This is a genomic window from Robiginitalea myxolifaciens (genome assembly GCF_900115205.1).
Taxonomy (GTDB): Bacteria; Bacteroidota; Bacteroidia; order Flavobacteriales; family Flavobacteriaceae; genus Robiginitalea; species Robiginitalea myxolifaciens.
This window is the reverse complement of the sequence record NZ_FOYQ01000001.1, coordinates 1,376,415-1,400,289: the sequence shown is the minus strand read 5'-3', so window position 1 is coordinate 1,400,289 and position 23,875 is coordinate 1,376,415. Positions and strand designations below refer to the sequence as shown.

Here is a 23,875-nt window from a genome sequence, read left to right as displayed (position 1 = left end):
ACGCAATAGGCCAGAAGGATAATTGCTACTTTTGCAGGGAGTCGCCAGATTTATGAGTCGTATTCGCATTACCAAGGAATTTAATTTTGAGACCGGACATGCCCTGTATGGCTACGATGGGAAGTGTCGTAATGTCCATGGCCACAGCTATCACCTGTCCGTAACGATCATCGGAACCCCCATTACCGAAACCGGACATATCAAGCTAGGGATGGTGATGGATTTTGGCGATCTCAAAAAGATTGTCAATGAAGAAGTGGTAGACCTCTTTGACCACGCCACAGTCTTCAACAAAAACAGCCCGCATATTGAACTGGCCCGGACCCTCGAATCTCAGGGACATCGGGTAATCCTGGCCGATTATCAGCCCACCAGCGAAAATATGGTGATCGATTTCGCCGAGCGTATCTCAAAAAGGTTGCCGGCAAATATCCAGCTGCACTCCCTCAAACTACGGGAAACCGGGACGGCCTACGCCGAATGGGTGGCCGCCGATAATCCAGAGTCTGCCTCCTGATGTCTGCAAGCGAGAAGAATACCTCTGGTTTAGGGGTTATCCCCCTGGAAATCCCCAAAGGGAAAAAGGTTTTCTTCGCCAGTGACAACCACCTCGGGGCACCAACCCGTGAGGATAGCCTTCCCCGGGAAAAAAAATTCGTGCGCTGGTTGCGAACCGTCGAGAAGGACGCGGCAGCAATAATCCTGCTGGGGGATCTCTTTGATTTTTGGTTTGAGTACAAACGGGTTGTCCCCAAGGGATTTACGCGGACCCTGGGAAGCCTGGCCTTTCTAGCCGATTCGGGCATTCCGATCTATTATTTTGTAGGGAACCACGACCTCTGGATGCGGGGATATTTTGAAGAGGAATTGGGGATTCCCGTCTTCCACAAACCCCAGGTCTTTGAGATGGGTGGCAAGCGTTTCTTCATAGGCCATGGCGACGGATTAGGCCCCGGCGATAAGGGCTTTAAGCGCATGAAAAAGGTATTTACCAATAGGATTGCACAGGGATTATTTCGATGGGTACATCCGGATATCGGAGTGCGGCTGGCCCAGTACTTTTCGGTAAAGAACCGCCTGATTTCCGGGGACGAAGACGTGAAGTTCCTGGGGGAAGACAAAGAATGGCTGGTGCAATACGCCCATCGAAAACTAGAGCAAAAGCATTACGACTATTTTGTCTTTGGCCACCGGCACCTCCCCCTGGATATCCAGCTCAAGGAGCAATCCCGATACCTCAACCTGGGGGATTGGATCTCTTATTTCAGCTATGGCGTCTTTGATGGGGAATCTATGTCGCTGGAGTATTTCGAATCCCCTTCACCTTAAGCTGAATTTCGCTTCTGCCGTTCCATCGGTTTTCTTCCAGGGAATAGGCCAATTCAAAAGGTACAGCACCCCTGACAATGGGCAACGCTTCGCCCTGCCCGAATCCAATAGCCCCATATCTCGGTTGCCCGCTTTCGGTAGTTACCTGAAACTTCAGGTGGTTCCCGTCTGCCCCGACCGTCTGCGCATATCCGGTATCGCGCAGGCCAGCGGTAAAAAAGACCGGCCTGGGATTCCCGGGACCAAAAGGAGCGAACTGGTCCAGGATGCGCAGGAGTTTCGGACTGATGGCTTCAAGAGGAAGCACAGCGTCGATCTGTACTTCGGGATGCAATAGCTCGGGGGATATGCTTCGGCTTACCACAGTCTCAAAGTGCGCCTTAAATCCTTCATATTGATCCGGGTGGAGGGTAAGTCCCGCGGCATAGGTATGCCCTCCAAATTGTTCCAGATAATCGCTGCACTGCTCCAGGGCCTGATAGATGTCGAAGCCGCGAACCGAACGTGCCGAGGCAGCCAGCTTATCCCCCGATTTAGTGAAAACCAGGGTGGGCCGGTAATAGGTTTCCATCAATCGGGATGCAACGATGCCAATGACCCCCTTGTGCCAATCGGGATTAAATACCACAGTGGTTGTATGCTCCCGGGCCCCCGTAGCCTGAATCTGCGCCAGCGCTTCATCGGTGATCCTTCCATCGGCTTCCCGCCGCTCGGTATTGAGCTGCTCGATCCCCTGAGCTAATTGTCTGGCCCGGTTTGGATTTGCTTCGATAAGCAAGTCTACAGCCAACTCCCCGTGTTCCATGCGGCCTGCTGCATTGATCCGGGGGGCAATCCGGAAAACGAGGTCTGAGATTCCCAGGTTCCCGGCTCGCTGGTCGTCTAAAAGGGCCGCTATCCCAGGCCGGGGATTGTTGTTGACGACCTCCAGGCCCAGCTTGGCCAGGATCCGGTTTTCCCCGGTAATCGGGACGATATCGGCCCCTATGGCCACGGCAACCAGATCCAGATACGGGTAGAGCAAAGTTTCCGGCAATCCCATATGCCGCTGCAGCGCCTGAATCAATTTAAAGCCCACGCCACAACCGCAAAGTTCTTTATACGGGTACTTACAATCCTCCCGCTTCGGATTCAATATAGCATCAGCCAGCGGCAGCTCTGGGCCCGGCCGGTGGTGATCACAAATGATCAGGTCTATAGCCTTAGCGCTTGCGTATGCAGATTGTTCCAGGGCTTTAATCCCACAGTCCAATGCAATGATCAGGGTAAATCCGTTGTCCTCCGCAAAATCGATCCCCGACATTGAAAGACCATAACCTTCCTTATAGCGATCGGGGATATAATAGGCCACCTCGGCATCGCGTGCCCTTAAAAATGTGGTCATCAGGGCCACGGAAGTTGTGCCGTCCACATCGTAATCGCCATAGACCAGGATCCGTTCCCCCGCATTCAAAGCTTCTTGGATCCGGGTTACGGCAGTTTCCATGTCCTTCATCAAAAAAGGATCGTGGAGATGTTCCCATTGTGGCCTGAAAAATAATCGGGCCTCTTCAAAGGAAGTGATTCCGCGCTGAACCAGTAGTCCGGCTATGGAAGGACTTACACCCAGTGCCGCAGCCAGGTTTTCAGAACTGGCCTGATCGGGCGGGGTTTTAAAGGTCCACCGGGTTTCCGTTTGCGAACGATAATCAATATTTCCAGCGTCAGATAGCGTTGCCATAATTTCGAATTACGCCCTCAGGATGAAAAATCCTATCAGGGCGTCAGGAGCGAATGAGCAGGAGGCGGTTTGTTTTTCCTTAACTAGCGTGAAAGAAAAGCTCCGTGTTCATTTCCGCGAAATCGCGGAACATAGCAAAGACCCCGCAATACTTTTCCACAGAAAGCTCAACGGCCTTCTCTAATTTTTCCCGGTTCAGGTTTCCCCCTGTAAAGTGATATTCCAGCGTAACCTTCGTATAAGTCTGGGGATGGGAATCGCTCAATTCCCCCCGGGTCTCCATACGGAAATCATCTACCTCGAGGCGCATTTTCTTTATCAGCGAGGCCACATCCAGGCCCGAACAACCGGCAAGCCCACTGAGCATAAGCGCTTTGGGCCGCAAACCATCTCCCTGGCCCCCGTCTTCGGGTCCGGCATCTATCTTCAGGGTCTTCCCGGAAGGGTTGGTGCTTTCAAAGGCCATGTCGCCCAGCCAATGCGTCGTTATTTCATGGGTAGCTGCCATTTTTTTCGTTTCTTGGGTGGGATAAAAATACAATAAAACCCAACGTTTATGCCACTGGTAACACCCCTTGATCCGAATACCGATCCGGAAACCTGGAAGCTTGCAGAATTCTTTAATGAAACCCTCGGTTTTTGCCCGAATTCCGTGCTTACTATGCAGCGCAGACCTGCCATTTCCAAAGCCTTTATTGGCCTGAATAAAGCCGTAATGGCTAATGAAGGGCGGGTTACCTCTGCGCTCAAACGCATGATTGCCTGGGTCAGCAGTAATGCAACCGGCTGCCGGTATTGCCAGGCGCATGCCATTCGCGCAGCAGAACGTTACGGGGCTGAAGCCGAGCAACTCGACAACATTTGGGAGTATCGTACCCATCCTGCTTTTTCGGAAGCCGAGCGTGCCGCCCTCGACTTCTCGCTGGCGGCTTCACAAGTCCCCAATGCGGTAGATGAGGACATTAAAAAACGACTGTACGAGCACTGGGACGAAGGGGAAATCGTGGAGATGCTTGGGGTAATCTCCCTGTTCGGATATCTCAACCGCTGGAACGATTCTATGGGAACGGCTATCGAAGAAGGCGCTGTTGAAAGCGGAGAGCAATACCTGGGCAAGCACGGCTGGGTTCCCGGGAAACATGGGTAACTACTAACCAGCTTTTTACCCCCCTCCCTGCAGCACCAGGACAAATTCCCCCCGGGGCGCCTGTTGCTCAAAATGTTCAAGGACCTCTGCAAGGCTTCCCCGAATGGTTTCCTCATAAAGTTTGGAAAGCTCCCGGCTCACAGATACTTTGCGGGACGCGCCAAAGACGGAAACAAAGTCCTTCAGGGTCTTAATTAGTTTATGCGGGGATTCATAGAAAACCATGGTTCGTGTTTCCTCCTGCAAGGACATCAGTCGTGTTTGCCGGCCCTTCTTAACCGGCAAAAACCCTTCGAATACAAACCGGTCTGAGGGAAAGCCACTCAAAACCAGGGCTGGGATCAGGGCTACCGGACCAGGGAGGCACTGCACCGAAATCCCCGCTTCCACGCAGGCACGGACTAACAGGAATCCCGGATCGGAGATCCCGGGCGTCCCGGCATCCGAAATTAAAGCGTAGTTCGCCCCTTGCTCAAGTGCTGTAATAATGCCCTCGACTACCTTATGCTCGTTGTGCATATGATAGGATCGCATTGGCGTGGTAATTTCGAAATGTTTCAGGAGTTTGCCGCTGGTTCGGGTGTCCTCGGCCAGAATAATGTCGGCTTTTTCAAGCGCTTCCCGGCTGCGTGGGCTAAAATCCCCGAGGTTACCAATAGGAGTGGGAACTAAAGTGAGTTCGCCAAGGGAAGCCGCCATCGTTTAATTGAACCTGCGTTCGACCAGGGCGCGGAACCGCAATTCATAGTCTTCCTTGCCTTCCCAGTTATTGAATTGGGGTTTGAGCTCCCCATCGATAAATTTTTCCAGGGCCGCCATGGATTCCAAACCGTTCAATGCAGACAAGGCCTGGTTATAGGCCTCCGCATTGTCTTGAAAGAGGTGCTTAATAAAAGCCAGCCTGTCGTTCAGGCCAATACTAATCTCGCGCTCCGTGAGGGTATCATTCAGGGAACGCGCTGCCGGCGGCTTGGGTAAATCGCCAAGGGTGGCCTTTACTTCGTTGGTAATTTGCGTCGTATCTCGAGAAGGATTAGCAATGGCATTTTGGGCTATGTCTGAAGGTTTGGGTGTTACTTCGTCCCGGTCATTCTTGACAAATTCATTCTTGCCGATCAATCGGGCAAGTACTTCTTCCAATTCCTCTCCCCCTGGCATTTCCGATACAATGTGCCGGATCGTATCCATGCCGGGGACCATGATATCCTCTTCGTGCGGGTTGGATTCAGGAACTTCCTTGTTTTCATTAAGCACGGCATTGGCAATCGTCTCAAACTTAGAAGCCACCTCGCTTTTGGTAACGTCTACCTCAACATCGCTGAGTTTCTCTTCAATAAATTTCAGGACAGCGAGCTTTTCATAAAGCTCGCGTGTACGCAGGTACAATTCCCCCAGATCTTCGGTGCCCCGACTGGTAATTATATCGGTAGCGATGCGGTTGAGTTCTTCTTTTAGTTTGCGTTTCATCAATTTGAAATTTTTAATCTCCTGAAAATGAATTAAAAATTTCTGCATTTTCAGTAATTCGCTTAAACCTATTTTAATCCTTATTGTAAGGTATGATTAAAAAAGTTTAAGCTCATTTCATAGCTATTTTCCAATTCCCGTTGTTATCGGGGTCGCCTTTTTGTTACTTTTATACCTTCTGTATCTTAATAACGGAACCCCCGAAAGGTTTCGTCTAAAATTACAAAATGTTTCTCGAAAACACTGTTAACCCTAAAGAACAATTCGGCTGGATCGAAGTGATCTGCGGGTCCATGTTTTCGGGGAAAACGGAGGAATTGATACGCCGGTTAAAGCGGGCTCAGTTTGCCCGTCAGAAGGTGGAAATCTTCAAGCCAATTGTAGATACGAGATATCACGAAGAAAACGTGGTCAGCCACGACGAAAACCAGATTCGCTCCACCCCTGTGCCCGCCGCCGCCAATATCCGATTGCTTGCCGATGACTGTCAGGTAGTTGGAATAGACGAGGCACAATTTTTCGATGACGAAATCGTGACGGTATGCAATGATCTGGCTAACAGAGGCATACGTGTTGTTGTTGCCGGACTGGATATGGATTTTAAAGGCAATCCCTTTGGTCCCATGCCTGCCCTGATGGCCACTGCCGAATACGTGACCAAAGTACACGCCATCTGTACTCGAACCGGCAACCTGGCTAACTACAGTTTTCGGAAGTCCGAAAATGAACGCCTGGTGGTCCTTGGAGAAACCGAGGAGTATGAACCCCTGAGTCGGGCAGCCTTTTATAAAGCCATGCTAAAGGAGAAAATCAGCAAGCTGGAAGTTCGGGACCCTGTAGTCCTTTCCCAGAAGAATTCATCCAATGCTTCCTAATCTCACCGGCTATGTCTGTTGACCCGCTAACCTGCCTGGAAATAGATCTGGATGCCCTGGAGCACAATTACCATTTCCTGCGCAGCCGCCTCAAGCCCGAGACCAACTTCTTAGGTGTGGTGAAGGCCTATGCTTACGGGAGCGATAGCATCGCCATAGCCCGGAAGCTCGAAGCCCTCGGTGCCGACTACCTGGCTGTGGCATTCACCCGGGAAGGTATCCACCTGCGCGAAGCTGGCATTAGCCTGCCCATACTGGTCCTGCACCCGCAGCCGGCCGATTTGAAGTTCCTGGCGGAGCATCGCCTGGAACCTAATCTGTATAGTCCAAGGTTGTTGAAACTGTTTCTCAGCCTCGCTGGTGAAACCGGGCTGGAACACTATCCCGTTCATCTGGAATTCAATACGGGACTGAACCGGGTTGGATTCTGGGAAAACGATGTGGACTGGATTGCAGAGGCCCTGGAAGGTTCTAGCGCGATTGAAATATGCTCTGTTTTTTCACACCTGGCCGCCTCAGACGATCCGAAAGCCCGTGATTTTACGCTACGCCAAATCGAATCCTTTGCCGCTATTGTCAGGGAGGTAGCCACTAAACTTCCCGGCAAACCCTTTAAGCACCTGCTCAACACCTCCGGAGTACTCAATTACCCGGAAGGCCAGTGGGATATGGTGCGATGCGGGATTGGGTTGTATGGCTACGGGAACGCGCCGCAGTACGATAACGCCCTGCGGCCGGTAGCTCGCTTACGGACCCATATTTCCCAGCTGCACCTCATAGAACCAGGGGAATATGTGGGATATAATATGGGCTATCAATCGCCAAAAGGAGGAAAAATCGCCACGCTACCCGTGGGACATGCCGATGGGATCGGGCGGCAATACGGGCAGGAAAGAGGGAGCTTCATAATCGGTGGGCAACGCGCACCTATCATTGGGAACGTTTGCATGGATATGGTCATGGTTGAGGTGAGTGGGATTCCGTGTAAGGAAGGGGATCAAGCGCTGTTCTTTGGTCCGGAAATTTCTGCAGAGACCCAGGCAAGCCAGGCCGGAACCATCAGCTATGAATTGCTTACCGGTATTTCCCAACGCATTCGTCGAGAGATAATTGGCGGTTAAAATCGCTGCATTCTGGCCATTTTTTATACCTTTCGCTTCAGTTAACCAATAAACGCTTTAACCATGCTTAAAGAATTCAAGAATTTTATCATGACCGGCAACGTCATTGACCTGGCAGTTGCGGTAATCCTCGCAGGGGCTGTAGGCCTCGTTGTCAATGGCTTTGTAAACGACATCATGATGCCTATTGTAGGGCACTTTGCAGGAGGAATGGATTTTGCAGACATGCAGTACGTCCTTTCCGAAGCCGTGGTCGCTGCAGACGGAACGGTCGAAAAGCCCGCGAGCGCTATTCGCTATGGAGCCTGGATCAATTCCATCATCAACCTGATCATTGTAGGCTTTGTGTTGTTTATGATTGTAAAGTCGTACAACAAAGTGCGAACAAAAGAAGAACCAGCTCCGGAAGCACCAAAAGGACCCACTCAGGAAGAATTATTGGCGGAAATCCGCGACTTGCTGAAGAAATAATATTCCTTGCCGCGTAGCCGGCAACCGCTACACCACGTTAAATTTAAGCCGCCGTTTGGAATCCCATCCGGCGGTTTTTTTGTGGAAGCCTGTAGTCTTAATTGTGTTTTTTATAACAATTTGTTATTTATTTAAAGTATTCCATCGAAGTCTTGTGCACCTTATATCCCTGACCTACCTTTGGCAGCTCTAAATTAAGACTATGCGAGTTGCAGTTGTAGGGGCTACCGGAATGGTAGGCGCCGTAATGCTAAAAGTGCTGGAAGAAAGGGCGTTTCCGATTACAGAGCTCCTGTTGGTGGCTTCAGAGCGATCCGTAGGTAAAACGCTTCCCTTCAAAGGAGTTGACCATACCGTTATCGGACTGGAAGAAGCAGTAGCGGCTAAACCGGACATTGCAATATTTTCCGCTGGCGGATCTACTTCCCTGGAGTGGGCTCCGAAGTTCGCCGATGCGGGAACCACGGTAATCGACAATTCCTCGGCCTGGCGTATGGACCCCACAAAAAAGCTGGTGGTACCCGAAATCAATGCTGGCGAGCTGAATGCCGATGATAAAATCATTGCCAACCCCAATTGCTCCACCATTCAACTCGTTATGGTACTGGCGCCCTTGCATCGGCGCTTCAGCATGAAGCGGGTGGTGGTTTCCACCTACCAATCTGTATCCGGAACCGGAGTCAAGGCGGTACAACAGCTTGAAGACGAGATTGCAGGACGAGACGGAGAGAAAGCTTATCCGCACCCCATCCACAAGAACGCCCTGCCCCACTGCGATGTGTTTTCTGAAAATGGGTATACCAAAGAGGAAATGAAACTCGCCCGGGAACCACAGAAAATCCTGGACGACCGGACTTTTTCCGTAACGGCCACTGCCGTGCGCATACCCACAGCTGGCGGTCACTCCGAGTCGGTGAACATCGAATTTCGCGAAGATTTCTCCCTGGAGGAAGTACGTGAAATCCTCGGCAATACCCCAGGGGTTATCCTGCAGGACGACCCGGATTCCAACCTCTACCCCATGCCCGTTACCGCCCACGATAAAGATGAGGTCTTTGTAGGTCGCATTCGCCGTGATCTCACTCAGGAAAAATCCCTGAATCTTTGGATTGTTGCAGACAACCTGAGAAAAGGGGCTGCCACCAATGCGGTGCAAATTGCAGAATATCTGGCAGCTAACTCCCTGGTATAAGGCTGGCTCAGCGCACGAATACCCACTTAAAAAACTGTTAAATCAAGGCCACCCCAGGCCTTGTAGCCGCTTATTTATGGTATTTTAGGGCAGCCAAAACAAAACTATGAAAACGCTACTTCCCTTGTGCGGCCTCCTGATTGTACTGAGCGCCTGCCAAAACGAAAAATCAATGCCCTTAAACTATCCCCAGACCGCAAAGGTCGACACGGTAGACGTGTATTTTGACACTGAAGTTCCCGATCCCTATCGCTGGCTGGAAGACGACCGCTCTGCCGAAACCGAGGAGTGGGTGAAACAGCAAAATGCGGTAACCTTCGGGTATCTGGATAATATCCCCTACCGCGAAGCACTCAAGAATCGCCTTGAAAAGTTGTGGAACTATGAAAAAATCGGCACTCCATATCGGGAGGGCGATTACACTTATTTCTATAAGAATGACGGCCTGCAGGACCAGTATGTGGTCTACCGGCGAAAAGACACGGGCGAGCAGGGAGATGCAGCCAACGACTCAGGGGATGCCGAGGTATTCCTCGATCCCAACACATTCTCAGAAGATGGGACTACTTCCCTGGCTGGCCTTAGCTTCACTAAAGATGGTTCTCTGGCAGCCTACTCGATTTCCGAAGCGGGGAGTGACTGGAGAAAGGTGATCGTCATGGACGCTGCAAGCAAAGAAATTGTAGAAGACACCCTGGTCGATATCAAGTTCAGTGGAGTAAGCTGGCGGGGGAATGAAGGATTCTATTATTCCTCATACGACAAACCAGAAGGCAGCGAGCTTTCGGCAAAAACAGACCAGCACAAAGTGTATTTCCATACCCTGGGGCAACCGCAGTCCCAAGATGAACTGATCTTTGGAGGAACCCCGGAGGAAAAGCACCGCTATATCGGAGCCCAGGTTACCGAAGACCAGCGGTATCTGCTCGTATCTGCTCGCAATACCACAGCCGGCGGTAAATTATTTATCAAAGATCTTCAGACGGAAGGCAGCCCGTTTGTTCCGATCCTGGATCACGAAGACAGCCGGACCTACCTGATCGAGAATGTAGGGAGTAAACTTTATCTGGTTACCGATCTGGACGCACCCAATAAAAGAATCGTGACGGTAGACGCTTCCAATCCCGGACCGGAAAACTGGGAAGACTTCCTGCCGGAAACAGAACACGTACTCAGCCCGAGTACCGGGGGTGGTTATTTCTTTGCAGAATACATGGTCGATGCGATCTCTAAGATTATGCAGTACGATTACGATGGGAATTTCATTCGGGAGGTGGAACTCCCCGGAGTTGGAAGTGCTGGTGGTTTCAGTGGTCGTATGGAAGAAAAAGATCTGTATTTCAGTTTTACCAATTCCAATACCCCAGGCTCCTACTACAAGTTTAATGTAGACAGCGGTGAATATTCCCAGTACTGGAAACCGGATATCGATTTCAACCCGGACGATTACACCTCTGAGCAGGTATTCTATACCTCCAAAGATGGCACGCGGGTTCCGATGATCATTACACATAAAAAAGGAGTGGAACGCAATGGTAAGAATCCTACGATCCTTTATGGTTACGGCGGATTCAACATTAGCCTTACTCCGGGATTCAGCACGGCAAATGCTGTTTGGATGGAACAGGGCGGGATATATGCCGTTCCCAATATCCGCGGCGGGGGAGAATATGGAAAGGCCTGGCACGATGCAGGAACACAGATGCAGAAACAAAATGTATTTGATGACTTTATCGCCGCTGCCGAGTACCTGATCGCCGAAGGATATACCTCCTCAGAATACCTGGCCATTCGAGGCGGCTCCAATGGCGGATTACTCGTTGGTGCTGTGATGACCCAACGTCCCGATTTAATGCAGGTAGCCCTGCCGGCCGTAGGTGTACTGGACATGCTTCGCTATCATACGTTTACGGCAGGTGCGGGTTGGTCCTACGATTACGGAACTTCGGAAGACAGCCCGGAGATGTTTGAATATCTGAAAGGGTATTCTCCGCTGCACAACCTGAAGGAAGGAACCGAATATCCGGCCACCCTGGTCACTACAGCCGACCACGATGACCGGGTGGTACCTGCGCACAGTTTTAAGTTTGCCGCTTCCCTGCAGGAGAAGCACAGCGGAAGTGATCCTGTAATAATCCGTATCGAAACCAATGCCGGGCACGGAGCCGGAACTCCAATTAGTAAGACCATTGAACAGTACGCCGATATCTATGGGTTTACCTTGTTCAATATGGGGGTTAAAGAACTCCCCAACCAGGCAGTACTAAAGGAGTTTAAGGAATAATCAACCGGAATTTCCGTTTTCAGGTAAATGGATTAGCGCATGCTCAAGGTCCAAGCCTTAACCTTTGCTTACGATAAATCCCCTGTACTTCAGGAGGTCGACTTCGAAATCCCAGCAGGACAGCAAGTTGCTCTTATGGGGGAAAGCGGTTGTGGAAAAAGCACCTTGTTGCGGCTTATTTACGGCGAACTCCCTTTTGATCAGGGGACGGTCCACTGGAAGGAACACGCCTTGAGGGGTCCGGATTATCAACTCCTGCCCGGAGCTCCCTTTATGAAGTACCTGGCACAGGATTTTGACCTCATGCCATTCATAACTGCCGAGGAAAACATCCGCAAATTCCTACCGATCCATCCCGTGGAGGCCGCGAACCAGAAAACTGAGGAGTTACTGGAGCTCATGGAGCTGACCGAGGTGCGTAACCGCAAGGTCAAAACCTTGAGTGGCGGGCAACAACAGCGTGTTGCTCTGGCGCGGGTTCTGGCGAATCCTCCGGAACTACTTTTGCTCGACGAGCCGTTTAGCCATATCGATTATTTCAGGAGGAATCAGCTTCGCAGAAACCTTTTTGGTTACCTGAAATCCGAAGGAATTACCTGTCTCTATGCCACACACGATCATCAGGACGTACTTCCTTTTGCCGATCAGGTAATTATTTTGAAAGAGGGCGAACTCCTGGACCAACGCGAAACGGCAGCGGTATATCAACAGCCGGGCAGGCTGTATACGGCATCGCTTCTGGGAGAGGCCAACCTGATTCCCATTGATATCCTCAAGTCCTACGCGTCTACCACACGGCGCATTGTCGTATATGCGCACGAATTAAAGGCCTCCTCTAAATCTGGGCTGAAAGTGGTAGTCGAAACTTCTTATTTCATGGGGGGCTATTACAGCATCAAGGGGAAAACCGAACAAGACACCTACGTCTATTTTCAAAGCGAGACGCCCCTCGAAGCAGGAAAAGAAGTTTTCCTCAATGCCTCGCTGGAAACCATCAACAAGCGATTGCCGATTTAGGGAAGCGACCAGACCGAAAAATCGGTCCCCTTACCCCACGATCATTGAGCAGATAAACACCCCGAGGGCAGCGGTAGTCCCCAGGACAAGGGTTCCCAGGCTAAAGAGTCGATACCCCGTCCGCACATCCATCCCGCTCATCTGCGTAACAACCCAGAAAAAGCTGTCATTGGCATGGGAAATCACCGCCGATCCTGCTCCGAGAGCCACCACGCTAAGTGCTTTGTCCGTCTCAGAGGTAAGCCCCAGGTCGGCGAGCATCGGAAATAAAATTGAGGCTCCTGTAACCAAGGCAACGGTGGACGATCCCTGAGCTGTTTTTAAGGCCGCTGCCAGCAGGAATGGGAGTAATATGCCCAACTCCAGGCCTTGCAGCGAACTCCCGAGAGAAGCAGCGATTCCGGACATTTCCAGCACCTGTCCGAAAATTCCTCCCGCTCCGGTAATGAGTAGAATGGAGGAAGAATCGCGAATTCCCTTGCCCACCCAGCCCGAGGCTGATAGCATCTTGGAATCCCACTGCGCGGGCAGGGTAAAAGAGAGGAACATCCCGATCAGCAAAGCGATCACGGGTTCCCCCAGAAATCCAATCAAGGTGTTTACCGTGCCCTCCCCGGCTTTATCCCAAAGCGTGGATTTCAGGACGATTAACAAGATGGGGATGATAATCGGCAATACTGCTTTGGCGAAAGGGGGATCCTTTTCAGGAGTCGCCTTTTCTTGCTGCGCTGCATCCTCAGCTATGGCAGTTCCCGGATCGAGATAGGTTCGGGAAGCGTAGCGGGAGGCAAACAAAACAGCTGCCACCATAGCCAGTAAGCTCACTGGAAGTGCATATAAAATGACCAGCCCCAAATCGGCCTGGAGGATTCCTGCGGCGGCAATCGGTCCCGGCGTAGGGGGAACAAGAACATGCGTGGCCATAAGACCCAATCCCAGGGCAACGGCCGCCCCGGCAAGGCTAACTTTTGCATTTCGGCTCAGGCTCTTTCCAAGCGGATCCAATAACATAAACCCACTATCGCAAAACACCGGGATAGATACCACATATCCCAATACGCCCATTGCCAGGGGGATTCGCCGGCTTCCAATCCATTTCAATACCGTCCTGGCCAGGGTACGTGCCCCACCGCTATGTTCCAGGAATGCCCCGATTATTACCCCGATCACGATGATCAGGCCAATCTTTCCCAGGGTTCCGCCAAAGCCGGTGTTAATGGCCTCTATCAGGGAGGAAAGCGACATCCCGGAGGCAATCGCATAGATTATGGAAACCAGCAGCAATGCCAGAAAGGGATGCCACTTGAGATAGGCCGTCATGCCGATGATGGCCAAAACTGCCAGGATTAGATACAGGAACTCCATAGGGTAGGTATTTAGGCGTTGGATACCTGTAAAATACATAAAGTTCGGAAAGGCGCAGACCTTAAGGCAGCGAACTACTATTTTGGAGAAGCATCGGAAACAGCCAGATTGGCCAGTGCTGCTCCGGTATGGCTACCTATGGCAACGCCCATACCTCCCAGGCGAACCCCGCAGCATACCCTTTGGGAAAGCTTTCTGAGTATGGGTTTCTTCTGGGGACCCACACCCATAATTCCACTCCAGCGTTGTGCAATTTTCGCCTTTTGCTCGGGTAGAATGACCTCGCTGAGGAGGGATTCGAGTTGCTCCTGGATCCTGTCGGTTGTACCAAATTCAGTCGTGGTTTCTCCTGCCTTGTCCAGGTTCCTTCCACCTCCCAAAAGAACCCGATCTCCTACATTTCGGAAATAGTAATACCCGGCCTCGAGATGAAAGGTCCCCTTTATGTGTAGCTCCGGAATCGGTTCGGTAATGAGTACCTGGGCGCGGGCCGGCTCAACCGCAAGCTCTGGAGCCTGCAGTGCGGCGAATCCATTGGTCGCCAGAAGCAGATTTTTGCATCGAATTTGAAGGGACGCTTCGTTTTTGCCGGGGGCTCCGCCCCTCCCCACTTCCAAACTAACACTGTCCCCTGCATCTTCATAGCGCAAGAGTTGCATCCCGTAAAAGATATCGATGTTTGCCTCTTGGGCCTTACGGATCAATTCCCGGATCATCAGCCCCGGATTCAGCTGTCCCTCCAGCGGATTGCAAATCGTTTCCGGAAGGATTTTACCCATACCAAAACGGGTGCTGCGCCGCAGAAAAGCATCCTGGCCAAATACAGGACGAAGTAAGTCGTTTAAATAGGGAAGCTGCTCGAGGACTTCTTCGTACAAAGCAGCTTCGTGTTCCCGAAACACTTCATAACCTCCCTGTTGCTGAAAGGCCATTGCTGCATCCCCTACCAAAGATCGCAATCGTTGAATGCCCTGGTACCGTTGTGTTACAAGGGCGATCAATTCCGCTTCGGAGTGGGTGTTGAGATCGTCGAGGATTTCGGTAGGACTACCAAAACAAGCAAACCCGGCATTCCGTGTACTGGCCCCATAGGGCAATACGCCTCGTTCCAGGATTGCGATCCGGGCATCCGGCTTCAGTTGGCGCAATTTCAGGGCACAACTGAGTCCTGTAATTCCACTGCCGACAATGCAATAGTCAATACCCGCCAACCAGGTTTTGGTTTCCCAGTAGCTAAAAGAAAGCGCTCCCGACTGGCTCATCTGAGGAAAATTTTACTCCTCCTCGGGCTTAATCTTGAAGTCCTCCATAAACTTGGTGGTGTAATTCCCAGCCAGGTAATCGGGGTGGTCCATAAGTTGCCGGTGGAACGGAATGGTGGTCTTGATCCCTTCGATCACAAACTCATCCAGGGCACGCTTCATTTTGTTGATAGCCTCCTCCCGGGTCTGGGCGGTGGTAATCAATTTGGCGATCATGGAGTCGTAGTTCGGGGGGATAATGTATCCACTGTAAACGTGAGTGTCCAGACGAACCCCGTGGCCTCCCGGCGTGTGCAGGGTCGTAATGCGCCCCGGTGAGGGTCGGAAATCGTTATAAGGATCCTCCGCGTTGATACGGCATTCGATGGAGTGCAATTTCGGAACATAGTTCTTTCCGGAAATCGGAACTCCTGCAGCTACCAGGATCTGTTCGCGAATCAGGTCATAATCAATTACCTGCTCGGTAATTGGGTGCTCTACCTGGATCCGTGTATTCATCTCCATGAAGTAGAAATTCCGGTGCTTATCTACCAGGAATTCAACGGTTCCGGCACCTTCGTACTTGATGTATTCCGCAGCTTTAACTGCGGCCTTCCCCATGGCATCCCGGAGCTTGTCCGTCATAAAAGGAGAAGGAGTTTCCTCGGTGAGTTTTTGGTGGCGACGTTGCACAGAACAATCCCGCTCAGAGAGGTGACAGGCCTTTCCAAACTGGTCACCGACCACCTGGATTTCGATATGGCGCGGCTCTTCGATAAGCTTCTCCATATACATCCCGCCATTTCCGAAAGCCGCTGTCGCTTCTTTGACAGCACTTTCGAAATTCTTTTCCATTTCCTCTTCTTTCCAGATGGCGCGCATTCCCTTTCCTCCACCACCTGCCGTGGCTTTGATCATCACGGGATAGCCCATTTTCGCAGCAACTTTTTTAGCGTCATCCAAGTCTTTGAGGAGTCCTTCCGAACCGGGTATCGTCGGCACGCCTGCCTTTTTCATCGTAGCCTTCGCCGTTGCCTTATCGCCCATTTTGTCGATCTGGTCGCCGGTGGCCCCGATAAACTTTATTTCGTGTTCCGCACAAATTCGGGAAAACTTGGAATTTTCAGACAGGAATCCATAGCCCGGGTGGATCGCATCGGCATTCGTGATTTCCGCTGCTGCGATAATATTCGGGATTTTGAGATAGGACTCCGAACTGGGCGCAGGGCCAATACAAACGGCTTCGTCGGCGAAGCGCACGTGAAGGCTTTCCTCATCGGCCTTGGAGTAAACGGCAACCGTTTTAATCCCCATTTCCTTACAGGTCCGAATAATGCGCAGGGCAATCTCGCCGCGGTTTGCGATCAATATTTTTTTGAACATAACCTTGAGTTAATGTTAGTCGCTTAGCAATTCATACGGGGGTTAACCCGTACTACCCCTAGGAGGGATCGATCAGGAAAAGGGGCTGGTCAAACTCCACCGGAGAAGAATCATCTACCAGTACCTTGACCACTTTTCCGGAGACTTCTGATTCAATATCATTGAACAGTTTCATAGCCTCGATCACACAAAGAACATCTCCCTGGGAAATAGTATCTCCAACCTCAACGAAGGAAGGCTTATCGGGCGAAGGCTTGCGATAAAAGGTTCCAATGATCGGCGATTTTATAGTGATATACTTAGAATCGTCCTCTGCCTTCGGAGCTTCTTCAGCAGCGGCAGGAGCCGGAGCTGCTGGTGCTGCAGGCGCCTGGGCCATCGGCTGCTGTGCAGGCATTGGGATCTGCTGGACATAGGTGGTCTCTCCTCCGGAAGAAGCCGACCCGGTCCTGATCGTGATCTTAATGTCGTCAGTTTCCAGCTTTACTTCGCTGGCTCCGGACTTAGCCACGAATTTGATCAGACTTTGAATTTCTTTAATATCCATGGATTTCGGTTTAGTTAGTTCGTTATGCGTCAGTATCGTACGCCCAGGTCAGGTAGACAGCGCCCCAGGTAAAGCCGCCTCCAAAGGCAGCAAAGACCAGGTTATCTCCTTTCTTGAGCTGTTTTTCGTAATCGTTTAACAATAGCGGCAGGGTAGCCGAGGTGGTATTGCCGTACTTCTCAATATTCATCATCACCTTTGAACTGTCTACTCCCATACGGTTTGCAGTTGCATCAATGATACGCTTATTGGCCTGGTGAGGCACCAACCACTGAACATCTTCCTCGGACAGGTTGTTGCGCTCCATAATTTTTGCAGCCACATCTGCCATGTTGGAAACGGCAAACTTAAATACCGACTTCCCATCCTGGTAAACGTAGTGCTTTTTGTTACGGACTGTTTCCTCACTGGCCGGCATCAGGGATCCCCCCGCCTCAATTTTCAAGAATTGACGCCCCTGGCCATCGGATCTTAAATATTCGTCCTGAAGCCCGTAGCCTTCTTCAGAAGGTTCAAACAACACCGCACCGGCGCCATCTCCAAATATGATACAGGTGGCACGATCGGTATAATCGATAATCGAAGACATCTTGTCGGCCCCGATCAGCAGCACTTTCTTGTAACGGCCGGAAGCCACATAACTTGCTGCGGTAGACATGCCGTAGAGAAAGTTGGAACAGGCCGCCTGTATATCGTAGGCAAAGGCATTGACCGCACCGATCTCTGAAGCGACATATACTGCAGTGGAAGCTACCGGCATATCCGGAGTTGCTGTCCCCACCAGCACCAGATCAATTTCAGCCGGGTCCAGGTTCTTTTTTTGAATCAGGTCTTCAGCTGCCTTGATGGCCAGGTAAGAAGTCCCTTTATCTTTATCGCGAAGGATGCGGCGCTCCTTGATACCGGTTCGCGTGGTTATCCATTCGTCGTTAGTTTCGACCATGGTTTCCAACTCGGCGTTGGTTAGTCTGTGGTCGGGAAGATAAGCTCCTACAGCGGTAATCGCTGCCGTGATCTCAGTCATTTTCGTTTCGGTGTTTTCATCAGGAACCCTTTCGAAAAGGCCTAAAAGTGGTGAAAATTAAGGATAAATCGCCAATAATGCCCGGTTTTTACCAATTTTGAGTGAATTCGGGCCATAAAAAAACTCCCACTGGCTGCAGTGGGAGTTAAATTCTTTCAGGCGGAAATCAAACAATCGCTTCCTCAGACTTGTCGACCAGTACCTGACCACGATAGTATAACTTACCCTCGTGCCAGTGGGCGCGGTGATAGAGGTGAACTTCTCCGGTTGTCGGATCTGTAGCCAGTGTAGGGGCCGAAGCCTTATAGTGCGTACGCCGCTTATCCCTACGGGTTTTTGAAGTCTTACGTTTAGGATGTGCCATATCGCTTACTTTTTATCTGTTAATAAATTCCGCAGGGCATCCCACCGGGGGTCTGTCTCATCAGTAGACTGTTTGTCCTGCCTGGGTTCTAATTCTTTCAATTTGTCCAGCGCTTCCGACTTGAGGGTTCCATCGAGAACTCCGGGATGAATCCTTTTGGAAGGGACCGCCAGCACAATCATTTCATAAACGTACTGGGCAATGTTAAACTGGTGCTCCCCGTGGGGCAATACCAGGATTTCATCGTCCTCATCACTGTAGGTATCCCCGAACTTAATCACCAGATCCAGTTTCCCGGAAATAGGTTGGTCAAAGGGTTCCCCAGAGCTGTCACAGGCGAGGTTCACGGTTCCGGACGCCTGCAATTCAAGCTCCATCATGGTGCTCATTTTATGCAGATCGGCCACAACATTTACCTCGCAGTGGTTGAACTCCTCGTAATCGAAATCGTCAAAGAACTCCTGATCAATCTGATACTCAAATTGATGCTTCCCCTGCTTCAGGCCTGAAAATGGAATTTCAAATTCCTTCAAACGCTTCCTTTCCTCCATGCTCATAGGGCGTGCAAAGATATCCTTTTTTTGTGAAATGCCAATACTCCTGGCCTATTTCTTCCGCGAACCTTTTCGCGGTGGCCTCTTGAGTTTTTGCTGCTTTAATGGATTACTCGTAAGCGCTTCGAATTCTCTGCGATTCCGGAGGATTCGAATCCCTGTAAACAGGGCTTCCCGGAAAGAAGACGGATCGGCGATTCCCTTGCCCGCAATATCATAGGCAGTACCGTGGTCGGGGGAAGTCCTGACCTGGGATAAACCCGCCGTAAAATTCACCCCTTTCCCAAAGGCAAGCGTTTTGAACGGAATCAACCCCTGATCGTGGTATCCGGCCAGAACTGCATCAAATTTTTCGTGATTGCCTGAAGCAAAAAAGGTGTCGGCGGCATAGGGGCCAAACACCAGGTGTCCCGCTGCGGCAAGCTTGGCGAGCGTCGGCTTCATAATATCCTCGTCTTCCCGCCCGATTACGCCTTCATCGCCACTGTGGGGGTTGATCCCCAACACGGCAATACGCGGACGCTGTATCCGAAAATCCTGGATCAGGGACTTCTCCATGGCCACGACCTTTTGTTCCAGCAACTTTGGGGTAATCATGCTCGGAGCCTGAGAAACGGGGACATGATCGGTAAGCAAGCCCACTTTCAGGGTGTCGGTTACCATAAACATCAGGCTTTCGCCTTCGAGTTCCTGAGCGAGGTAATCCGTGTGTCCGGGAAACTTGAAGGCGTCGGACTGCACGGATTTCTTATCGATGGGGGCGGTAACCAACAAATCTACAGCCCCGGACTTCAGGGCAGCTACAGCAGCCTTGAGGGATTTAATAGCAAAAGCCCCCGATTCAGGAGAGGCTTTTCCCATTGGAATCTCCGGGCTGTCCTTCCACACATTAACAACGTTGATCTTTCCCTCCACCGCCTGTTCAACACGCCCAATACCCTGGAAGCGCAAATCGATGCCCAGTGCATCTTTTTGTCGGGATATGGTTTTAGCGGCAGCAAAAATTACCGGGGTACAGAGTTCCAGCATTCTGCTGTCCTCGAAGGTTTTGAGAATAATTTCGCATCCGATACCACTGAGGTCGCCAATTGAAATACCGACTTTAAGGGGTTGTCCTGCTTCCTGCATGAATGATGTACCTTTGTACCAATTTTAAATGCGTAAAATTAGACAAAATAGCGCGATATGTTTACTGGTATAATAGAAACTCTTGGCCTGGTTTCGGGAATCGAACAAGAAGGCACCAATTTGCATCTCACCCTGAAATCCAGCCTGTCCTGTGAGCTGAAAATAGACCAAAGCCTTGCCCATAACGGGGTTTGTCTTACTGTGGTAGATATCCAGCCTGGCGAATATACCGTTACCGCCGTGGCCGAAACGCTGAGTCGTTCCAACCTCGGGGATTTGAAGGTGGGCGATATTGTAAACCTCGAACGCGCCATGAAACTGGGAGACCGCCTTGATGGTCACCTGGTACAGGGGCATGTAGATCAGGTAGGGGAGTGTGAAAGTGTCGAAGCCCTGGACGGGAGTTGGGTTTTTCACTTTGCCTATCCGACAGGTCCGGGCAAACTTACCGTGGAAAAAGGTTCCATCACCGTAGACGGCGTAAGCCTTACTGTGGTTGATTCTTCACCGGGAAAGTTCAGTGTGGCTATAATCCCATATACCTACGAACACACCCGCTTCAAAACCTATACGGCAGGTACTAAGGTTAACCTGGAATTTGATATGATCGGGAAATACGTGGCCCGCTTACTGGAACAGCGGGACGCGGGCTAGACCTTGATAAATATCCCCTTGCGGTACATCCACCAACCCAGAAAGAGATAGAATCCTGTCACGGAAAGTCCATACAGGAGGGAGGAAAATTCCAGGGGAACCCCATCGTGTACATAAATGGTATCAAAGAGCCAGCTATGTACCCCATGGTCTTCATTGACCCGTATCAGGTAGAATAGCTTTGCGATAAAACTGGAGAGGAAATAGACCGTAATGGCATTGGCTCCAACCTTGCTGAAAATACTCCCAAAACGTATCCCCCGCATATCTGTGAGATAATAGATAAGCCCTAGTACCAGATTAGCCCAGCCGGCAGTAACCAGCACAAAAGAGCTGGTCCACAGCGCCTTGTTAATTGGGAAAACCATGCCCCAAAGCGTTCCGACTATTAGCATGATTACCCCCATCAGGAGCATCACTTTTAGTTTATCGTCCCGCTTGGAAACCAACAAAAGCCCTGTAAAGATACCCAGGAGTGAAGTGGCTATGGAAGGCAGGGTACTCAGCAGGCCTTCAGGATCGTAATCCGGTTTATAGGTATGGCTGCCAAAGAGGTTTACATCGATATAATTGGCCCAGTTGTTCGCTACCCGCTCCAGGCTTGGGGCGGCCCCGTCGAGCGGGAGGTAAGCCATCCACAACCAATAACCTATCAGGATGGCCGCAGTGATAACGATCAGCCCTTTCTTGCGGAAGTGCAAATAGAGTAGCGCCGCAAAGAAAAAGACGACCCCGATACGCTGTAATACTCCGGGGAACCGGATTTCAGCAAAATCCTTGAAAAAAGGAAACTCCAGGGTAAATGCTCCCAGGAATAACCCAAGACCTATAAGCTTAAGGGTGCGTATCACAATCTTGCGGTAGGTCTTCGAATTCGCTGTTTTGTTGCGATATGCGAATACGATGGATGTTCCGACTATGAAAAGAAAGAATGGAAAAACCAGGTCGGTTGGCGTATAACCATGCCACTCCGCATGCCGCAGTGGCGGGTAAACTGCCGCCCAGGTACCCGGAGTGTTTACCAGGATCATCAGGGCAATGGTGAGTCCTCTGAAAATATCGACAGCTAAAATGCGCTCTTTCATAACTATAGTATGTCCGTTTTTATCGTATTCCAAACTCTTTTGAGCAGTATTGCTGCCACCACAACAGCTATGGATAGCCCCACGGCCAATCCGTAATTTCCATAAATCCAGTTTCCTGTGGCAAACATGCAGCCATAGACCAGAACACACCCCAGGATCATTGCCAGGATGCCCGAAGGAACGGTCCATTTTTTATCGTCTTCTTCACCCAGGGAAACGCCGTCCTGCTTTGCCTGTTGACGCACTTTCTCCCAGCCTGGTCCTCCCGGCTGTGTTTTCTTGTAGAACTTGTAAAGGACTTCCTTGTCTTCAGGTTTAGTGGCAAGCATGGTTACCACCCACACGATTGTAGTGATTAGAACAACCACCGGAAACTTGGCCCAGCCCGGCATTATCCCTTCCACCATTTCTCCGGTGGGAGTAGCCCCTCCAAAGAAGGTAGTCCCCAGGTCAGTGAGATTAAATAAAATTGAAACCAGGCCGGAGATAAACATAGCGGAAATCTCACTCCAGGAGTTAATCCGCCACCAAAACCAGCGCAAAATAAATATCAGCCCGGTACCCGCGCCAAACATGATGATGATGTCGAATAGTTGCAGGGCATTGGTCAGGAACAAGGCAAAAATTGCGCTGAATACCATCAGGATTACGGTAGTGATCCTCCCCACCAGCACCAATTCTTTTTCACTGGCCTCCTTGCGAATTTGCTGCTTGTAAAAGTCATTGACCACATAGGAAGACCCCCAGTTCAAATGCGTTGAAATCGTGGACATATAGGCAGCGCCCAAAGAAGCCAGAACAATGCCCAAGAGGCCGCTTGGCAATTTAGTCAACATAGCCGAATAGGCGAGGTCGTGCCCCAGTTTACTCTCTTCTACGTTAGGGAAAGCCTCCTGAATACTGGCGATATCAGGGTAGATTACCAAAGAAGCCAGGGCAACCAGGATCCAGGGCCAGGGGCGCAGCGCATAGTGCATGATGTTAAAAAAGAAGGTCGCCCCAATGGCGTGACTTTCATTTTTTGCAGCCAGCATTCTTTGGGCAATGTAACCGCCACCGCCGGGTTCTCCACCCGGGTACCAGGCACTCCACCATTGGATGGCAAGGGGAATGATTAAAAGACCGATTAGCGCCTCCGTATCCGAAAAATCGGGAAGTATGGAGAGCTTGCCGCTGACGTTTTCATGACTGATTAAATTTGCTACTCCCCCTACTTCCGGGAGATTTACCAAATAAATCGCAGCGCCTACTGCCCCGATAATGGCGACAAAAAAGAGGACAAAATCCGTGTACACCACTCCGCGGAACCCTCCGACAGCGCTAAAAATAACCGTAATGGTTCCTCCGATAAGCACGGTTTCAATCGGCGTAAGCCCGAGCATCACCTGCCCAATTTTGATCGCGGCGAGCGTCACTGCGCTCATCGCCATGATGTTGAATACAATCCCGAGATAAACCGAACGAAATCCCCTTAAAAAGTGGGCCGGTTTCCCACCATAGCGTAAATCGTAAAATTCCATATCGGTATTCACATCCGATCGACGCCACAACTTAGCATAGACAAATACGGTGAGTAATCCGGTCAGCAAAAAGGCCCACCAAACCCAGTTTCCCGAAACGCCATTTTTACGGACTATATCCGTGACCAGGTTCGGGGTGTCGGTGGAAAAGGTGGTGGCCACCATTGAAAATCCCAATAACCACCAGGGCATACTCCGCCCCGACAGGAAGAATTCTGTAGTGTTCTTACCGGATTTTTTTGAAACGTAAATTCCTATAATAAGGACAAGGCTGAAAAACCCTGCGATCAGGGTGTAATCGAGAGTGGAAAGCTCCATGGTTTGGTTGTGGTTAGCGATAAAGATAATTTTTTTTGAAATACCTTTAGACAGCTAACGGAGGAACCG

General features: G+C 50.7%; 24 protein-coding genes. 10 read left to right on the top strand and 14 right to left on the bottom strand.

The genetic code is table 11. From position 1 onward, the window contains the following. Window positions 1-52: 52 nt before the first annotated feature. Window positions 53-517: a 6-pyruvoyl trahydropterin synthase family protein gene (locus tag BM318_RS06145; protein ID WP_092981523.1), complete on the top strand. Its 465-nt coding sequence runs from the start codon at window positions 53-55 to the stop codon at window positions 515-517. After that, entirely contained in the window at window positions 517-1,329 is an 813-nt protein-coding gene (locus tag BM318_RS06140; protein WP_245759757.1) for a UDP-2,3-diacylglucosamine diphosphatase, read from the top strand. Before BM318_RS06145 ends, BM318_RS06140 begins: the two co-directional genes overlap by 1 nt. Here the strand turns inward: BM318_RS06140 and recJ are convergent. Continuing rightward, window positions 1,292-3,049 carry a single-stranded-DNA-specific exonuclease RecJ gene (gene recJ / locus BM318_RS06135; protein WP_092981520.1) on the bottom strand — a complete coding sequence of 586 codons (1,758 nt, stop codon included), beginning with the start codon at window positions 3,047-3,049 and terminating at the stop codon, window positions 1,292-1,294. The two genes, BM318_RS06140 and recJ, sit on opposite strands and share 38 nt — an antisense overlap. 79 nt (window positions 3,050-3,128) lie before the next feature. Beyond that, a complete protein-coding gene (locus tag BM318_RS06130) occupies window positions 3,129-3,557 on the bottom strand; it encodes an OsmC family protein (protein ID WP_092981518.1) in 429 nt (142 codons plus the stop codon). Window positions 3,558-3,605: 48 nt separating this feature from the next. Between BM318_RS06130 and BM318_RS06125 the strand changes: the two genes are divergently transcribed. Next, window positions 3,606-4,196, top strand: a complete 591-nt coding sequence (locus tag BM318_RS06125; RefSeq protein WP_092981517.1) for a carboxymuconolactone decarboxylase family protein — start codon at window positions 3,606-3,608, stop codon at window positions 4,194-4,196. Window positions 4,197-4,211: 15 nt separating this feature from the next. Here BM318_RS06125 and rsmI read toward each other — a convergent pair whose 3' ends face one another. After that, complete coding sequence (gene rsmI / locus BM318_RS06120) at window positions 4,212-4,895, bottom strand: 16S rRNA (cytidine(1402)-2'-O)-methyltransferase (protein WP_092981516.1); 684 nt, start codon at window positions 4,893-4,895, stop codon at window positions 4,212-4,214. A 3-nt stretch (window positions 4,896-4,898) separates the two neighbouring features. Next, window positions 4,899-5,663 (bottom strand): hypothetical protein, encoded by a 765-nt coding sequence (locus BM318_RS06115; RefSeq protein ID WP_092982097.1) that lies wholly within the window; start codon window positions 5,661-5,663, stop codon window positions 4,899-4,901. Between the two features lie 227 nt (window positions 5,664-5,890). Between BM318_RS06115 and BM318_RS06110 the strand changes: the two genes are divergently transcribed. The 6 genes from BM318_RS06110 (at window position 5,891) to BM318_RS06085 (ending at window position 12,623) form a co-directional block, all read left to right on the top strand. Further along, window positions 5,891-6,538: a thymidine kinase gene (locus BM318_RS06110; protein ID WP_092981514.1), complete on the top strand. Its 648-nt coding sequence runs from the start codon at window positions 5,891-5,893 to the stop codon at window positions 6,536-6,538. 11 nt (window positions 6,539-6,549) lie between these two features. Next, entirely contained in the window at window positions 6,550-7,659 is a 1,110-nt protein-coding gene (gene alr, locus BM318_RS06105; protein ID WP_092981512.1) for an alanine racemase, read from the top strand. Window positions 7,660-7,722: 63 nt separating this feature from the next. Further along, window positions 7,723-8,130 carry a large conductance mechanosensitive channel protein MscL gene (gene mscL, locus BM318_RS06100; RefSeq protein ID WP_092981511.1) on the top strand — a complete coding sequence of 136 codons (408 nt, stop codon included), beginning with the start codon at window positions 7,723-7,725 and terminating at the stop codon, window positions 8,128-8,130. A gap of 202 nt (window positions 8,131-8,332) precedes the next feature. After that, window positions 8,333-9,322 carry an aspartate-semialdehyde dehydrogenase gene (locus BM318_RS06095; protein ID WP_092981510.1) on the top strand — a complete coding sequence of 330 codons (990 nt, stop codon included), beginning with the start codon at window positions 8,333-8,335 and terminating at the stop codon, window positions 9,320-9,322. Between the two features lie 106 nt (window positions 9,323-9,428). Beyond that, entirely contained in the window at window positions 9,429-11,606 is a 2,178-nt protein-coding gene (locus BM318_RS06090; protein WP_092981508.1) for a prolyl oligopeptidase family serine peptidase, read from the top strand. 39 nt (window positions 11,607-11,645) lie between these two features. Further along, a complete protein-coding gene (locus BM318_RS06085) occupies window positions 11,646-12,623 on the top strand; it encodes an ABC transporter ATP-binding protein (protein ID WP_092981506.1) in 978 nt (325 codons plus the stop codon). 30 nt (window positions 12,624-12,653) lie between these two features. Here the strand turns inward: BM318_RS06085 and BM318_RS06080 are convergent, their stop codons facing one another. The 8 genes from BM318_RS06080 to pdxA form a co-directional block, all read right to left on the bottom strand. Further along, a complete protein-coding gene (locus BM318_RS06080; RefSeq protein ID WP_092982096.1) occupies window positions 12,654-13,988 on the bottom strand; it encodes a GntP family permease in 1,335 nt (444 codons plus the stop codon). A 77-nt stretch (window positions 13,989-14,065) separates the two neighbouring features. Further along, entirely contained in the window at window positions 14,066-15,250 is a 1,185-nt protein-coding gene (locus tag BM318_RS06075; RefSeq protein ID WP_092981504.1) for an NAD(P)/FAD-dependent oxidoreductase, read from the bottom strand. Between the two features lie 12 nt (window positions 15,251-15,262). After that, entirely contained in the window at window positions 15,263-16,612 is a 1,350-nt protein-coding gene (gene accC, locus BM318_RS06070) for an acetyl-CoA carboxylase biotin carboxylase subunit (protein WP_092981502.1), read from the bottom strand. A 58-nt stretch (window positions 16,613-16,670) separates the two neighbouring features. After that, window positions 16,671-17,159, bottom strand: a complete 489-nt coding sequence (gene accB, locus BM318_RS06065; RefSeq protein WP_092981500.1) for an acetyl-CoA carboxylase biotin carboxyl carrier protein — start codon at window positions 17,157-17,159, stop codon at window positions 16,671-16,673. Between the two features lie 22 nt (window positions 17,160-17,181). Next, window positions 17,182-18,183: a beta-ketoacyl-ACP synthase III gene (locus tag BM318_RS06060; protein WP_092981498.1), complete on the bottom strand. Its 1,002-nt coding sequence runs from the start codon at window positions 18,181-18,183 to the stop codon at window positions 17,182-17,184. A gap of 166 nt (window positions 18,184-18,349) precedes the next feature. Next, the gene (gene rpmF / locus BM318_RS06055; protein WP_092981496.1) at window positions 18,350-18,547 is read right to left on the bottom strand and encodes a 50S ribosomal protein L32; all 198 of its coding nucleotides are present in this window, start codon (window positions 18,545-18,547) and stop codon (window positions 18,350-18,352) included. 5 nt (window positions 18,548-18,552) lie between these two features. Next, on the bottom strand, window positions 18,553-19,104 hold the full coding sequence (locus tag BM318_RS06050) for a YceD family protein (RefSeq protein WP_245759756.1): 552 nt from the start codon (window positions 19,102-19,104) through the stop codon (window positions 18,553-18,555). Window positions 19,105-19,152: 48 nt separating this feature from the next. Continuing rightward, window positions 19,153-20,229 carry a 4-hydroxythreonine-4-phosphate dehydrogenase PdxA gene (pdxA, locus tag BM318_RS06045; protein WP_092981493.1) on the bottom strand — a complete coding sequence of 359 codons (1,077 nt, stop codon included), beginning with the start codon at window positions 20,227-20,229 and terminating at the stop codon, window positions 19,153-19,155. 57 nt (window positions 20,230-20,286) lie between these two features. Here pdxA and BM318_RS06040 point away from each other — a divergent pair, with 57 nt between their 5' ends. Beyond that, window positions 20,287-20,883: a riboflavin synthase gene (locus tag BM318_RS06040; RefSeq protein ID WP_092981491.1), complete on the top strand. Its 597-nt coding sequence runs from the start codon at window positions 20,287-20,289 to the stop codon at window positions 20,881-20,883. On the opposite strand, the gene BM318_RS06035 is transcribed toward BM318_RS06040, so the two are convergent. Continuing rightward, complete coding sequence (locus tag BM318_RS06035) at window positions 20,880-21,968, bottom strand: acyltransferase family protein (RefSeq protein WP_092981489.1); 1,089 nt, start codon at window positions 21,966-21,968, stop codon at window positions 20,880-20,882. The two genes, BM318_RS06040 and BM318_RS06035, sit on opposite strands and share 4 nt — an antisense overlap. 2 nt (window positions 21,969-21,970) lie before the next feature. Continuing rightward, window positions 21,971-23,806 (bottom strand): sodium:solute symporter family protein, encoded by a 1,836-nt coding sequence (locus BM318_RS06030; protein ID WP_092981487.1) that lies wholly within the window; start codon window positions 23,804-23,806, stop codon window positions 21,971-21,973. Window positions 23,807-23,875: the final 69 nt, after the last annotated feature.